We start from the raw sequence: 15112 nt of genomic DNA, 5'->3' as shown, positions 1-15112 counted from the left end.
AATCAGGGACTATACCATCGGTTGTGACGCCCTTCACAGACAGAGACCTATTGTTTCAGCTATGAAGTCAATATGGGCATTGCGTGAGGAACTGAACTCAAAATACCACATTTACTAAGCAATTTTATTTCGCTTTTTGCTTATTTTTAGAAACTTTGTCACCCTACTTGTGGGGGAACACATTTTAAGAGCGGGGGTCGCTCATGTATATTCAAACGAAAACGGAAGGGTCGGGCCCGATTTTGGCCCGCAACGCATCATCAGAAATCGATTGTGAGACGGCAGCTTTGCTGCGCGCAGCGATCCGCCCGGTATTTGTCAGTGCGGCAAGTTGGGCTAATTTGACTGATATCTTGAAAGACAAGGGGTATCGTCTGGCGTTTCGACAGGGTCGGTTGTGCATCACGGACCGCGCAACCGATGCGCGGGTGTGCGGAGTGCGGTTTTTAGGGTTCGAACTCAGAGAACTGGTCAGCCGCCTGGGTCGTCCGATCGTTGTCGCCCGTGGCAACGGAGCTGACGGTGACGTGCTGTCTGCACGGCCAGTGGTCAGCGGCACCTAGTAGCTACGCCAGAACTGAACAGATCGGCGCAAGGTCTTTGACAGGCTGTGGCGCGCCGCGATCCTGATTGGTTCCGGTGTGTCAGACCGGCGCAAAAGTTCGAGAATTAAACGCGCCGGCATGTGGCCGCGTCGATAGAACGCTGCAAAATCCTGCTCGGTCAGCCCTTGTGCAGCTTGGAAGTCTGCATAGTATTTTACCCAGACACGCGCATAATCCTGACCGGTTGCAACATCGTCGCTCGTCGCGCCTCTGTCCCAGAACAGGGAAATCGGATCGTCCATGCGCTCGCCCTGATAACCACCGCCAATCAGACGCAGCATCAGGTCGTAATCCGCCGCGATACGAAACTGAGTATCGTGACCGCCCAGCGTCAAGAATACGTCGCGCTTTATGAACACGGAGTTATGGCAAAAGGGCATCCGTTGCAGGACCGCCTTTAGCGACATCCGCGTACCCATCCTTTCGCTACCGTCCTCGAACCGGCGCAATGTCGCGCCATAGAGGAAGTCTGGTTGGGTCGCTGCAAGCCGATCTGTGGCCCGGTTCAGAATATCGTCCGAGGCCAGCGAGTCGTCAGAATTCAGAAACAACAGATATTGACCGCGCGCCGCCTGAGCCCCTTTGTTCATCGCGTCGTACAAGCCGGTATCCGGTTCGCTGATGACGCGGGTGCGCGGGGCGGCGGCTGTCAGATCCCGGATAAATTCAACGGTGCCGTCAGACGATGCCCCGTCCTGAATGATATGTTCCGCATCCAGGCAGTTTTGCCGCGCCATACAGTCGATGACACCGCGAAAACTGTCCTGCCGCCCTTGCGACAGCAGGTCATAGGTCGCTGTGATGACCGAAATCATCGGCGCGTCGCTGTGGTCAGGCGATACGCTCATAGATCTCGGCAATCTTTGTTACGGCGGCTTCGGGGCTCAGCTCCTCACTTTCGCCTGTACGGCGGCTGGTCAGCTCGACCACACCATTCTTCAGGCCGCGTGGACCAACGGTGATGCGCCACGGCAGGCCGATCAGGTCCATAGTGGCGAACTTGCCCCCTGCCCTTTCCTTGCGGTCGTCATAGAGTGGATCCAGACCCAGAGCAGTCAGCGCCTTGTAGATCTTGTCACAAGCGGCATCCGCCTCATCATCGCCTTGCTTCAGATTGACAATACCGCAGTGGAACGGCGTGACACCCTCGGGCCAGATGATGCCTTTTTCGTCATGGCTGGCCTCGATGATCGCGCCGATCAGGCGGCTGACGCCGATACCGTGGCTGCCCATGTGAACCGGAACCGGCTTACCATCCGGGCCTTGGACGGTTGCGCCCATGGCTTCGGAATACTTGGTGCCAAAGTAGAAGATCTGGCCAACCTCGATCCCACGCGCCACGCGGCGACGGTCTTCGGGAACTTGGTTGAACAACGCCTCGTCATGGGTTTCATCGGTGCGGGCGTATTTTGAGGTGAACTCTTCGAGGATTGTCTGACATTGGGCCCGGTCATCATAGTCGATCTGACGGTCGCCGAAGGTCAGATCGGTGACGGCGCTGTCATAGAACACCTCGGATTCGCCGGTATCGGCCAGCACGAGGAACTCATGCGTATCATCGCCACCGATAGGTCCAGAGTCGGCGCGCATCGGGATCGCCTGCAGGCCCATACGCTCATACGTGCGCAGATAGCTGACCAGATGGCGGTTATAGGCGTGCAGCGCGTCTTCTTTGGTCAGATCGAAGTTATAGCCGTCCTTCATGTAAAACTCGCGGCCCCGCATCACGCCAAAACGCGGGCGGATTTCATCCCGGAATTTCCACTGGATCTGATACAGCGTCAGCGGCAGATCTTTATAGCTGCTGACATGGCCACGGAAGATGTCAGTTACCAATTCCTCGGCGGTGGGTGTGAACAGCATGTCCCGGTCATGCCTATCCTTCATCCGCAGCATTTCCTGACCGTAGTCATCATAACGTCCGGATTCGCGCCACAGGTCTGCGGATTGCATGATCGGCATCTGGATCGCGATATGACCAGCCCGCGCTTGTTCCTCATGCACGATGTTTTCCAGCTTGCGCAGCACTTTGAAACCAAGCGGCAGCCATGAGTAGATCCCGGTAGCGGCCTGCTTGATCATCCCGGCGCGCAGCATCAGCCGGTGGCTGACGATCTGGGCCTCGGACGGATTTTCCTTGAGAACGGGCAGAAAGTAACGGCTGAGGCGCATTGTTTGACCTTCAAAGGTGAGAATTCGACTGGAAAAGTGATTATGCCAAAGCCTTGCCGGGGGCAATCATGCATTGGCGATTTTGCGATCCCAAGTCGGTCTATCCTTTGATTGCCTACTGGCGAGGGGCTTTTGAATACTCAATTATTAGCTGGACATACTTGACCTTTCCCCGGCGCATAAAGAGTTGGATCGTCAGGGCATGAAGGCCTTCTGACCGCTATGGCTACGGATTGTGGCGTCGGATCATCGCCCAAAAAATCAAAGCCATGAACCGCTTGCATCAACCCGCCCCATAGGCCAAGAACACTGGCAAGAGCCGTAACAAGGGGGCCGCCATGGCTTTGCCGGTGAAGGATCAACTTAGGTACTGGGGCGTTGCCTCTGTGGTGTTCGTGTTGATTCTGTGGGCGCTTGGCGATGTGCTTTTGCCGTTCGTCATTGGTGGTGCGATTGCCTATTTCCTGGACCCCGTAGCGGATCGGCTGGAAAAACTGGGCCTGTCCCGCATGGCCGCCACCGGAGTAATTACAGTGGTCGGGCTTATCGGGTTTGCCTTGGCAATCCTGATGGTCGTACCCGCATTGGTCACCCAGCTGATTGATCTGGTCGATGTTATGCCCAGCCTGTTTCAGGAGTTGCGTGGCTTCATCGAAAAGCAGTTCCCGTCGATTTTGGACCGCGAGTCCAGCTCGCATCAGTTTCTGGTGTCGCTTGGCGAAACGCTGAAGTCGAAAACTGGTGACGTGCTGCAATCCGTCGTCGCCTCGCTCGGGTCGGCGATAAACGTTGTCGTCCTGCTGGTCATCGTGCCGGTTGTCACCGTCTATATGTTGCTGGACTGGGATCGCATGATTGCCCGGATCGGTAAGCTGTTGCCGCGGGACCATGCCCCCACCATCAAGCGGCTGGCTGCCGAGATTGACGGCGTTCTGGCCTCTTTCGTGCGCGGCATGGGAACGGTCTGCTTGATTCTGGGCACCTATTACGCAGTAGCCTTGATGATCGTTGGGCTTCAGTTCGGTCTGATTGTTGGCTTTATCGCGGGTTTGGTGACGTTCATTCCCTATCTGGGCGCGCTGATTGGCGGGTCGTTGGCGATTGGGCTGGCGCTGTTCCAGTTCTGGGGCGATTGGGCCCAGGTCGGATTGGTTGCAGGTATCTTTGCCTTGGGTCAGGTGACCGAAGGTAACTTCCTGACCCCAAAACTGGTCGGCAGTTCGGTCGGATTGCACCCTGTCTGGTTATTGCTGGCCCTGTCCGTTTTTGGCGCGCTGTTCGGTTTTGTCGGCATGCTGATCGCCGTTCCGGTCGCTGCCGCGCTGGGGGTACTGGCGCGTTTTGCGACCTCGGTCTATCTGGACAGTCGCCTGTATACCGGGCTGGAAGCTCAGGATCAGGACGTCGAATAAATGGCCCGACAACTGAGCTTTGATCTACCGGCCAAAACTGCGCTGGGGCGCGAGGATTTCTTTGTCTCTCCAGCCAATGCGCTGGCCGTAGCCATGATCTCGGCCACGTCCTGGCCCGGAAACAAACTGGTGCTGAGCGGTCCGGCAGGCGCTGGGAAAACGCATCTGGCCCATGTCTGGGCCGCCGAAACCGGTGGGCGGATCATTCAGGCCGCCGCGCTACGCCACGAGGACGTGCCCGAACTGGCACGTGCTGCGGTGGCGGTGGAAGATGTTCCCATGATCGCAGGGGATATCGAGCAGCAGAAAACGCTGTTTCACCTGCACAATCTGGTTCTGGCCGAGGGGCATGCCCTGTTGATGACCGGCCGTCTAGCGCCGAAATTCTGGCAGCTACCCCTTGCCGATCTGCAAAGCCGGGTTGAAGGTGCCCATCACGTCGCGCTCGATCCGCCGGATGACGCGCTGTTGGGGGCGGTGCTGGCAAAGCTATTCGTGGACCGCCAGCTTTATCCCGGCCCCGACGTGATTGCCTATCTGGTCAAACATATGGATCGGCGTTTTGAAACCGCCGCCGAAGTGGTGGCGCAGCTGGACCAATTGGCCCTGTCTGAAAAACGCGACATCACCCGCGCGCTGGCCATTCGGGTTCTGAACATGACCTCTGATGAGGTTGATACAAGTGATTGACCCGTAACCAACAATCTCGCATCCTGAAACTGGAATATCTGGATAAGACATGGATCAGACCGTCGAAACCGACATCCCGGATTGGGGACCTTTCGGAAAACCTCTGTTCGATGACCCTGGGACCAGGGCCTTGTCACGCGTGGGCGTTGTCGACGTTGGGTCGAACTCGGTCCGGATGGTCATTTTTGACGGCGCAGCCCGGTCACCAGCTTATTTCTACAATGAAAAAGTGATGTGCGAACTCGGCGCCGGGTTGTCAGAGACGGGTCACCTGAACCCGCGCGGGCGCGAACGTGCGCTGGCAGCTTTGCGGCGGTTTCAACAATTGGCGCGGGACCTGGATCTGCCGGGCTTGCACGTTGTGGCAACCGCCGCTGTGCGCGAGGCAAAAGACGGGCTGGATTTTTGCACACAGGTCAAAGCCGAAACAGGTCTGCATGTGGCGGTGATCGACGGTCAGGAAGAGGCCCGATTGTCGGCTCAGGGCGTCCTGCTGGGTTGGCCCGGCGCCTATGGCCTGATCTGTGACATTGGCGGGTCCTCGATGGAGCTGGCTGAAATCAGCGATGGAGAGGTCGGCCAGCGGGTAACATCCGCTTTGGGCCCTTTGAAGTTGCGCGACATCAAAGGCGGGCGGCGCGCGCGCAAAGCGCATATCAAGGCCACGATGGAAGACCTGCGAGGTCAGTTAGGTCCGCAGCGGGATCGCCTGTTCCTTGTCGGCGGCAGCTGGCGCGCATTTGCGCGGCTGGACATGCTGCGGCGGGGTTACCCGCTTGTTGTGCTGCATGAATACCGCATGACCACCAAGCAAGTTCGGGAGACGATCAAGTTCATCGAAAAAAACGACGCGGAAAAACTGCGCAGTCAGGCAAGTGTGTCCAGCTCGCGCATGGCGTTGGTTCCCTATGCAATGGACGTGCTGGCCCGGTTGATCCGAACGTTCAAGCCCAAGGATATCGCCATCTCCAGCTATGGGATTCGCGAAGGGCTATTGTACGAGCAGATGTCGCAAGAACAGCGCGACCGCGACCCGCTGATCGAGGCCAGCCGCTTTTCCGAGGCTAAAGACGCCCGCCTGCCCGGTTTTGGCCGTCATCTGTACGATTTCGTGATGCCATTGTTCAAATCCGCCCCTCCGACCCGGGTGCGGCTAATTCAAGCGGCCTGCCTGCTGCATGACGTCAGTTGGCGCGCGCACCCCGATTACCGGGCCGAGATCTGCTTTGACAATGTCACCCGCGCCAATCTGGGCGGGCTGAAACATTCGGAACGGGTTTTCATTGGTTTGGCCCTGCAACACCGGTATCGTAACAAGCGCGAGGGCAACCGATTTACGCCACTTTATGAGTTGCTGGACGAAAAGGACCAGAAACAGGCCGAGATCTTGGGCAAGGCGATGCGGTTTGGGGCAATGTTATGGATGCATAACGACGCCAAAATGGGGCGGTTGCGCTTCTACCCCAAAAAACGTGAGCTTGAACTGTTCCTGCCTGAAGCCGCCAGACCATTATATACCGAAGTGGCCGAAGCCCGACTGAACTCACTCGCCAACGCGTTGAAATCCGAACAGCGCGTCATCATCAAAGGCTGAACCGGCTGATAGTCAGATATCGATCTCGCCCTCCGGCGCTTCTTCAGTTTTTTCCGCGTCATCGGATGGATCTTGCGGTGTCTTCTTGCGGATGATGATGTCGCCGTTTGGCAGCATCTCGGGCGCCTCATATGCGCTCCAGTCCTTTATCTCACCCGCCAGCTCCGCAATCGCCGGCCCCATCTCGGCAAAGAAAGATTGCATTGCCGGGCCGAATTCGTTGGCCAATCCCAGCAGGTCATCCAACGCCGGTTCCATTTCTTTTCGCAGACCATCAAAGAACAGCTCGGCGCCCTGTTCCATCAAGGATTGTCCGTTGTCCTCCTGCGCGGCGGCAGGCAGGACAAGTGTGGCGGAGATCGCAGCGATTGTCAGAATGCGTTTCATGGATGGAATATAGGCAACCTGTTGCAGGCATGAAAGGCTACAGATCGATATCCAGCGTGACGGGGAAGTGGTCCGAAGCCGCCAGCAACGCCTCGCGCAGGTCAGGTGAAGCCCAACAGGCCGCATCCCGAAACGGATGCCAGATACGCCAGGCCGGGCGTCTTGCGTGCAGATCCGTACTGATCATGATGTAGTCCAACAGCGCCTCAAGGAACCGGCCTTCGTCTGGACGGGCAAACCGCGCTGTCGACGGGATCGAACCGGGCCGCGGAGTATGAGCCGTAACCGCATGAGGATCATAAAGGCCTGCCTGCAACACAATCTCGACCGAGGACCGGCCAAACAGATTCTCAAATTCGTCCAGACCCGGTCCGTCATTCAGGTCACCGAGCAGGATCACCGGTTCCCCTGCCGCCACATGCGCCTCGACCCGGCGGGCCAGCCAGACGGCTTGCGCCAGCTGCTTGCGGCGGTTGGCGATAGATATACGGATCGCTTCGTCCCGCGATCCGGCCCCGTGCGGAGCTTTCGATTTCAGATGTGCGCCGATCAGTCGAAATTCAAACCCAGTCTGCGTTTGCACGGCCAGTTCCATCGGTGGCTTGGAAAACCGCACGATATCCTCGGTCGCGTCGATATCCAGATCGATCCGAAATTCACCGTCAAATCGCGGCGCATGAGCTTCGGCCACATCCACTTTCGGATCATGGCGTACGGACACCACATCGGGGTCAAATAGCAAAGCCAGTTCCTGGTGCGTGTCATTGGCGAACCCCATGACCGCATTGGACGTGCGCAGGTCAAAAACCTCGGCGAATGCCTGCAAAGCGCGAACGGTATTTTGTTGTTTTCCGGTATTGGGTGCCTCGACGATCAGGATCGCATCAGCATCAATGGCGGTCAGGACCTTGGCGATGGCTTCGACCTGTTGTGCCTTGGTGACATCGTGCCGGCCCGACCAGCTGTCGTCGATGATGAGGTTGTCATTTCGGTCAAACAGGTTGGCGAACCATTCGATATTATAGGTCGCCAGCCGCATCTCCTCAGACCTGCGCGCCGTTGATTTCATCCCAGGCACGGTTGATGTCGATCATCTTTTTTTCGGCCAAGCGGACCGCCTCTTCGGGCACGCCGCGCGCCATCATGGCGTCGGGATGCGTTTCGCGGACAAGTTGACGCCAGATCTTGCGAATTTCAAGCAACGGCATGTCGCGCGGCACCCCGAGAACAGTATACGGATCGTTTGGTGCGTCCGGTACAAAGCGCGCACGCAGAGCCATGAACTGAGCGTCCGTCTGACCGAAGATTCGGCTGACATCTTCAAGGAATTCGTTCTCGTTCGGATGATAGAATCCGTCCGCCATGGCGATATGGAACAGGCCTTCCATCAAATCGCAAAGGGTCGTGCTGTCCTCGGCAAACATGCTGGAGATCTTGTGCGCGTATTCCTGATACCCGGCAACATCCGTACGGGCCATGTCGAATACCCGGGCCGCGCCCTCTTCGTCTTCTCGCGCAATCTGGAACACGTCGCGAAAGGCCGTCACCTCGTCCCGGGTCACCTGCCCGTCGGCCTTGGCCATTTTCGCACCCAATGCGATCACGGCGATGGTAAAGGCCACGGACCGTTCGGGCGGCGAACGCAGCTTTTCAAAGACGGCAGTCAGGCTTTCGCCTTGGGCAAGCGCACTTAGCGCATCGGATATGCGGGTCCAAATCGACATGAATGCACCCTAGCGTCCCAATTCGGAACTGTCAGGTGCAACAGATCACTCCTGAGCAAGAATTTTCTGCATCAGAACAAGGTCCAACCTTTGGCCCCATTTAAATCCGACCTCGGGCATTTGACCAACCTTGGCAAATCCCAAGGCCGCGTGAAACGCTATGGCGGATGGGTTGGCAGAGGATATCCCCGCAATCAGGACATGCACCCCTTCGGCGCGCGCCACCTCTTGCAACCTGTTCATTAACGCCGATCCCAAACCTTTGCCACGCGCCTTGGGCGCCAGCTGTATCGAGTGTTCGCGGCATTCGGCATAGCCCGGGCCAGAGCGGAACGGGCCATAAGTGGCGAATCCAACCACTTCGCCTTCAACCTCAGCGACCAGAAACGCAGAATCCCGCAATTCGATATCCGCCGCAATACTCACAGGATGGCGTTCATCAGTGGTGAACGTCACCAATGTGTCCGAGATGATGGCGTTGGTAATCCCTGCGATGGCGCTTGCGTCCTCGGGTCTCGCCGGTCGGATCGTCATTCCAACACGCGAGGGCCACTCGGCGTGTCAAACTCGGCCTGCAACGCGATAGGGCCGGTATGAAACTCGACGCGTTTCATAGGCCCGAGAACACGCGCCAAATCGTCGGCCATCGGATGAGAAACACTTAGTCTCTGCAACCGGCATCCACTGGGGTTCAACATTTCGGCGGGATGTAAATCACCCTGCCATTGGATGAGTGCAGGAAACAGATTGTCATATGGCAGTTGCCCGGTCTCCGGCACTGCCATACGCCATCGCAGTTCTCCGCGTGCGAGGTCAACGATCTGACCTGCCTCTGCCGACCAGGATTGCAAAGTAACCCCGAGATCGGCAACGCTACAAATCCAGTTGGTCAGGCGTGGCGGACCAGAAAAATTATCCAGATCGAACCATCTGGGCCGCCCCGGGTTGGGAGCCTCAGGGTCGATGGCAATGGCCTCAAGATACAAACCATCTTCCAGACCCAACAATCGATTGTAGGTTCCAAATGTCTCGTGCTGCCCGCCAGCCTGTAGCCGGACGCCCAATGCGTCTTCGACATGCGCTGTCGCCTCTTCAAGGCTGGCTCCGGCGATTGCGATATGATCCAGTTCCATAGCGCCTCCTAAAACCCTGACCCTAACCACACGGCCCTCCGGCGCAACAAAAAGCAAAGGCGCACGGGCCTTCTGCCAGAAATTTCCTCAGGTGTTGGCGAAAAAGGGGGCAATGCCCCCTTCTTGCTTAGTCACGTGCCTCGGCAATCAGACGCAGAATATCCTGTGCTGCCTCGGGAATGTTGGTGCCCGGACCAAAAATAGCCTTGACGCCATGGTCAAAAAGAAACTGGTAGTCCTGCTGCGGGATGACCCCACCGCAGATCACGATAATATCCTCGGCACCGGCTTTTTTAAGTTCCTCGACAAGTTGCGGGGCCAGTGTCTTGTGACCTGCGGCCTGAGACGAAATTCCCACCACGTGGACATCATTGTCGACCGCATCCTGCGCGGCTTCGGCTGGGGTCTGAAACAGCGGGCCGACGTCCACATCAAAGCCAATGTCGGCAAAGGCCGTGGCGATCACCTTGGCGCCCCGATCATGGCCGTCCTGCCCCATCTTGACGACCAACAAACGCGGACGGCGGCCTTCGGTTTCGGCGAAATCCTCAATGGATTTCTGGATGGCGGCGAAACCCTCGTCGCCCTCGTAAGCGGCGCCGTAGACACCGGCCAGGGTTTTCACCTCGGCGCGGTGGCGACCAAATTCCTTTTCCATTGCCATGCTGATCTCTCCTACGGATGCACGGGCGCGGGCGGCTTCGACAGCAGCGGCCAGCAGGTTCCCCCCCTCCCGGGCGGTTGTGGTCAAGGCCTCCAGCGCCGACTGGCACGCAGCCTCATCGCGCGTCGCGCGGATACGTTCAAGGCGCGCAACTTGTGCGTCACGCACGGCAACGTTATCGACGTCCAGAATGTCGATCGGGTCTTCTTTTTCCTTGCGGTATTTGTTGACCCCGACGATAACCTCTTCGCCGCGATCGATCATGGCCTGTCGACGCGCCGCAGATTCCTCGATCCGCAGCTTGGGCATGCCGGAGGCGACCGCCTTGGTCATGCCGCCCATTTCCTCGACCTCTTCCATCAGCGCCCAGGCCTTTTCGACCAATTCGTTGGTCAGGCTTTCGATGTAATAAGACCCCGCCAGCGGATCGATCACGTCGGTAACGCCAGTTTCCTCTTGCAGCACCAGCTGTGTGTTGCGCGCGATGCGGGCAGAGAAGTCGGTGGGCAAGGCGATCGCCTCGTCCAGCGCGTTGGTGTGCAAGCTTTGCGTGCCGCCCAGAACGGCGCTCATTGCCTCATACGCGGTGCGGATCACGTTGTTATACGGATCCTGTTCCTGCAGACTGACGCCCGAGGTCTGGCAATGGGTCCGCAGCATCTTGGAGCGTTCGGACTTCGCACCGAAATCGGTCATCACCCGGTGCCACAGAGTCCGCGCGGCCCGCAGCTTGGCGATCTCCATGAAGAAATTCATGCCAATGGCAAAGAAGAACGACAGACGGCCCGCGAACTTGTCGACATCCATCCCCGCCTGCGTTGCCGCGCGAACGTATTCACGACCATCCGCCAACGTATAGGCCAGTTCCTGCACCAGGTTCGCCCCGGCCTCTTGCATGTGATAGCCCGAGATCGAGATCGAGTTAAACTTGGGCATTTCATTCGACGTATAGTCGATGATGTCCGAAATGATCTTCATCGACGGCTCAGGCGGGTAGATATAGGTGTTGCGCACCATGAACTCTTTCAGAATGTCATTCTGAATGGTGCCGGACAGCACGGATTTGTCATGGCCCTGCTCTTCACCGGCAACGATGAAACTCGCCAGAACCGGGATCACCGCGCCATTCATCGTCATCGAGACCGAGACCTTGTCCAGCGGAATACCGTCAAACAGAATCTTCATATCCTCGACACTGTCGATGGCCACACCGGCCTTGCCGACATCGCCGACCACGCGAGAGTGGTCGCTGTCATAGCCCCGGTGGGTGGCCAGATCGAAAGCGACCGACACGCCCTGCTGGCCCGCCGCCAGATTGCGGCGGTAAAAGGCATTCGACTCCTCTGCCGTGGAAAACCCGGCATATTGACGAATGGTCCAAGGGCGCCCTGCATACATGGTCGCCTTGACGCCACGCGTAAACGGCCCAAAGCCGGGCAGCGTCCCCATATGCGGCAGATCAGACGTGTCTTCTTGCGTGTAAAGCGGTTTGACGTCGATGCCTTCCAGCGTTTCCGTGGTCAGGTCGTCCAGCGGCCGTCCGCGCAGCTCTTTCTCGGCCAGCGCGCGCCAGTCTTTTGTGTTGGTCATTGAGCTTTCCTCTCGTCATTTCGGGCCACGGCATGTCCAGGACTGCGCGTGGATGTGTTCTTGGTCGCCCCTTCAGGCCCGGCAACGCGCGACATTTTGAGCGTCATGTGCAATTCGCCAGTCGCATTCGCGCGCGCAGAAGCTATATTCATCGGAACAGGAGGCCCCATGACTCGTACGCTTGCCTTTGTTTTTTTGGCATTATTCCCGCTGGCTGTTTTGGCCGCCGACGGGGCTGCGCCTGCTGATGATGCGTTTGTCCGCCCTGTGGGTGACAGCGAACTCAGCGATTTCCTCTGGACCCAACGCGCGATCGTGGTCTTTGCCGACACCCCGGCAGATCCGAGGTTCCAACAACAGATCGACATGCTGACGGACGGAGAAGACGCGATGCGCGACCGGGATGTCGTGGTTCTGACCGATACAGATCCCTCGACCCGATCAGCGATCCGGTCACAATTGCGGCCACGCGGGTTCCAAATGGTGTTTGTCGACAAAGATGGCGTGGTCAAACTGCGCAAACCGTCGCCCTGGAGCGTGCGCGAAATCGGCAGATCCATCGACAAAACTCCGCTGCGCGAACGTGAAATCCGCGAGCGGCGCGAAGGCGGATAAGCCTCTGGCCCTGAATGCGGCCGAGCGCCACACAGGATGACCCCGACGTCAACCGCCGGGGACCTCGGGATATGTGGCAAAAGCCGGATCACTCGAACTCCATGATCACGTCATCAACCGCCAGGCTGTCGCCGGGGCCTGCATTGACCTTGGAGACAACGCCCTTTTTCTCGGCGCGCAGGATGTTTTCCATCTTCATGGCTTCGACGGTGCACAGCGCTTGCCCTTCCTGCACCTCTTGCCCGACTTCGACATTGACCTTCACGATCAGGCCCGGCATCGGGCAGAGCAGCATTTTCGATGTGTCCGGTGGCAGTTTTTCAGGCATCAGCTTGGCCAGTTCGGCCTGACGTGCGGTGCGAACATGCACCTTGAAATCCGCGCCACGGTTTCTGATGCGGAACCCGCCCGAGATTTTCCCGGCCTTGAGGACAAGCGGGCTGCCGTCCACATCCAGAATGGCCAGTTGATCCCCCGGCGTCCAGTCGGACGAGATCCGGAAAGCCGCGCCGTCATCGAATGTCACGGTCGAGCCTTCATGATCGGCATCTATGGCAAGCGCAAATTCATGCCCCTGCGCGGTTACCACCCATTCCGTGCCAACCTTGCGTTCGTGGTTGTCCATCCGGCCCGATACACGGGTCCGACGGATTTCGGCCACGCGGTGCATTGCGGCGCACGAGGCGGCGATCCGGCGCAACTCGGCCTCAGGCAGTTCGACGCCCTGGAACCCATCGGGGTATTGTTCTTCGATGAACGCGGTGGTCATGTCACCGCTGACGAATATGGGATGATCCATCACGGCTGACAGGAACGGCAGGTTATGACCGATGCCTTCAACTTCGAAACTGTCCAGCGCCACGCGCATCGCTTCGATGGCCTGATCCCGCGTTGGCGCCCATGTGCACAGCTTGGCGATCATCGGGTCATAATACATGCTGATCTCGCCGCCTTCATAGACGCCGGTATCGTTGCGTACAGCCATGTCGCCTGCGGGTGCATCACCCTGCCATTTGTCGTTCACCAACAAGGGGCCAGCCGCAATTTCCTGCGGCGGACGATAACGGGTCAGACGGCCAATGGATGGCAGGAAGCCGCGATAGGGATCTTCCGCATACAGACGGTTTTCGATGGCCCAGCCGGTCAGCGTCACATCATCTTGCGTGATCGACAGCGGCTCACCCGCTGCGACGCGGATCATCTGCTCAACCAGATCGACGCCGGTAATCAGCTCGGTCACCGGATGCTCAACTTGCAGACGCGTGTTCATTTCGAGGAAATAAAAGTTCTTTTCCCCATCAACGATGAATTCCACCGTGCCCGCGCTGGCATATCCCACGGCCTTGGCCAAGGCCACGGCCTGCTCGCCCATGTTGCGGCGGGTGGCTTCGTCCAGGAACGGCGACGGCGCCTCTTCGACGACTTTCTGGTTCCGGCGCTGAATCGAGCATTCACGCTCGCCCAGATAGATGCCGTTGCCGTGGCTATCGCACAGCACCTGAATTTCGATATGGCGCGGCTGTGTCACGAATTTCTCGATGAAAATCCGGTCGTCCCCAAAGGAATTCGCCGCTTCGTTCTTGGATGACTGGAAGCCTTCGCGCGCCTCGTCGTCGGTCCACGCGATCCGCATGCCTTTGCCGCCGCCGCCAGCGCTGGCTTTGATCATTACTGGATAGCCGACTTGGTTGGAAATTTTCACCGCCTCTTCAGCGTCTTCGATCAACCCCATATAGCCGGGAACGGTCGAAACGCCTGCCTCCTGCGCGATCTTCTTCGAGGTGATCTTATCGCCCATGCTCTCAATCGCACCAACCGGGGGGCCGACAAAGGCCACGCCCTCGGCGTCCAGTGCCTCGGCAAATTTGGAGTTTTCCGACAAGAAACCATAGCCGGGATGAACCGCCTGCGCACCGCTTTGGCGAATGGCGTCCATCACCTTGTCAATCACGATATAGGACTGGTTGGCGGGCGGCGGGCCGATATGCACAGCCTCATCCGCCATCGCGACATGCAGCGCCTGACGGTCCGCGTCCGAATAGATGGCGACCGTGCTGATTCCCATTTTACGCGCCGTCTTGATGACACGGCAGGCAATCTCGCCCCGGTTGGCGATCAGGATCTTGTTAAACATGGAACGTCCTTTGTCTTGGTGTTCTGGAAACGCAAAACGCCGCCATGGTGTCTGACCCCACGACGGCGTGATGCGCGATGACGGACGGGACGATGCGCGCCCCGTTGAATTGATCGTTAGTTACAGGTGTTCTGCGTCTTGCAGTATAGCACGTTGCCCGCGGCACCGATCGCAGCGCCAAACAGCGGGTCGGCGCTAAGGACCGCCGCCCCCACCGCCCCTGCGCCGCCGCCAAGCAACGCCTGTTCACCAGTGGTATCGCCACAGGCGGCAAGGCCTGCACAGGTTGCCATAACAAGGAAAAGTCGTGAGATTTGCATGTCGTCTGCCCCTTTAGGTTTCTTGATGAATTTAGGGGCAGATGCCGGAACCGAGCGTTGTTATTCAATAAC

The 15112-nt window shown here is 58.2% G+C and carries 15 protein-coding genes; 5 read left to right on the top strand and 10 right to left on the bottom strand.

Annotated features, from left to right (window positions below; translation table 11 throughout):
- Positions 1-203: 203 nt before the first annotated feature.
- Positions 204-563 (top strand): hypothetical protein, encoded by a 360-nt coding sequence (locus HW561_RS01835; RefSeq protein WP_176861519.1) that lies wholly within the window; start codon positions 204-206, stop codon positions 561-563.
- On the opposite strand, the gene HW561_RS01830 is transcribed toward HW561_RS01835, so the two are convergent.
- Entirely contained in the window at positions 560-1453 is an 894-nt protein-coding gene (locus HW561_RS01830) for a glycosyltransferase family 2 protein (RefSeq protein ID WP_176861518.1), read from the bottom strand. The two genes, HW561_RS01835 and HW561_RS01830, sit on opposite strands and share 4 nt — an antisense overlap.
- Positions 1437-2777, bottom strand: coding sequence for a proline--tRNA ligase (proS, locus tag HW561_RS01825; protein ID WP_176861517.1), 1341 nt, complete (start codon positions 2775-2777; stop codon positions 1437-1439). Before proS ends, HW561_RS01830 begins: the two co-directional genes overlap by 17 nt.
- Before the next feature lie 338 nt (positions 2778-3115).
- Here proS and HW561_RS01820 point away from each other — a divergent pair, with 338 nt between their 5' ends.
- From HW561_RS01820 to HW561_RS01810, 3 genes are read left to right on the top strand one after another with little or no spacing between them, the layout of a single operon-like run.
- Entirely contained in the window at positions 3116-4189 is a 1074-nt protein-coding gene (locus tag HW561_RS01820; protein ID WP_176861516.1) for an AI-2E family transporter, read from the top strand.
- On the top strand, positions 4190-4879 hold the full coding sequence (locus HW561_RS01815; protein ID WP_176861515.1) for a P-loop NTPase family protein: 690 nt from the start codon (positions 4190-4192) through the stop codon (positions 4877-4879).
- A gap of 49 nt (positions 4880-4928) precedes the next feature.
- Positions 4929-6473 carry a Ppx/GppA family phosphatase gene (locus tag HW561_RS01810; RefSeq protein WP_176861514.1) on the top strand — a complete coding sequence of 515 codons (1545 nt, stop codon included), beginning with the start codon at positions 4929-4931 and terminating at the stop codon, positions 6471-6473.
- A 12-nt stretch (positions 6474-6485) separates the two neighbouring features.
- Here the strand turns inward: HW561_RS01810 and HW561_RS01805 are convergent, their stop codons facing one another.
- The 6 genes from HW561_RS01805 to scpA form a co-directional block, all read right to left on the bottom strand.
- The gene (locus HW561_RS01805) at positions 6486-6860 is read right to left on the bottom strand and encodes a hypothetical protein (protein ID WP_176861513.1); all 375 of its coding nucleotides are present in this window, start codon (positions 6858-6860) and stop codon (positions 6486-6488) included.
- Positions 6861-6897: 37 nt separating this feature from the next.
- On the bottom strand, positions 6898-7899 hold the full coding sequence (locus HW561_RS01800; protein ID WP_176861512.1) for an endonuclease/exonuclease/phosphatase family protein: 1002 nt from the start codon (positions 7897-7899) through the stop codon (positions 6898-6900).
- Between the two features lie 4 nt (positions 7900-7903).
- Positions 7904-8584 carry a molecular chaperone DjiA gene (locus HW561_RS01795; protein ID WP_176861511.1) on the bottom strand — a complete coding sequence of 227 codons (681 nt, stop codon included), beginning with the start codon at positions 8582-8584 and terminating at the stop codon, positions 7904-7906.
- Between the two features lie 45 nt (positions 8585-8629).
- Positions 8630-9118 carry a GNAT family N-acetyltransferase gene (locus tag HW561_RS01790; protein ID WP_176861510.1) on the bottom strand — a complete coding sequence of 163 codons (489 nt, stop codon included), beginning with the start codon at positions 9116-9118 and terminating at the stop codon, positions 8630-8632.
- Positions 9115-9717, bottom strand: a complete 603-nt coding sequence (locus HW561_RS01785; protein ID WP_176861509.1) for a VOC family protein — start codon at positions 9715-9717, stop codon at positions 9115-9117. The genes HW561_RS01790 and HW561_RS01785 overlap by 4 nt, the downstream gene beginning before the upstream one ends.
- Positions 9718-9844: 127 nt before the next feature.
- Positions 9845-11971 (bottom strand): methylmalonyl-CoA mutase, encoded by a 2127-nt coding sequence (scpA, locus tag HW561_RS01780; RefSeq protein ID WP_176861508.1) that lies wholly within the window; start codon positions 11969-11971, stop codon positions 9845-9847.
- A 168-nt stretch (positions 11972-12139) separates the two neighbouring features.
- On the opposite strand from scpA, the gene HW561_RS01775 reads away from it, so the two are divergent.
- A complete protein-coding gene (locus HW561_RS01775; protein WP_176861507.1) occupies positions 12140-12586 on the top strand; it encodes a DUF4174 domain-containing protein in 447 nt (148 codons plus the stop codon).
- 88 nt (positions 12587-12674) lie between these two features.
- Here HW561_RS01775 and HW561_RS01770 read toward each other — a convergent pair whose 3' ends face one another.
- Together HW561_RS01770 and HW561_RS01765 are read right to left on the bottom strand one after the other, a co-directional pair.
- Positions 12675-14720, bottom strand: a complete 2046-nt coding sequence (locus tag HW561_RS01770) for an acetyl-CoA carboxylase biotin carboxylase subunit (RefSeq protein ID WP_176861506.1) — start codon at positions 14718-14720, stop codon at positions 12675-12677.
- A 116-nt stretch (positions 14721-14836) separates the two neighbouring features.
- Positions 14837-15040, bottom strand: coding sequence for a hypothetical protein (locus HW561_RS01765; protein WP_176861505.1), 204 nt, complete (start codon positions 15038-15040; stop codon positions 14837-14839).
- Positions 15041-15112 lie beyond the last annotated feature (72 nt).

The sequence above is a fragment of the Ruegeria haliotis genome (genome assembly GCF_013377785.1).
Taxonomy (GTDB): domain Bacteria; phylum Pseudomonadota; class Alphaproteobacteria; order Rhodobacterales; family Rhodobacteraceae; genus Ruegeria; species Ruegeria haliotis.
This window is presented reverse-complemented; position numbering and strand designations above follow the sequence as displayed.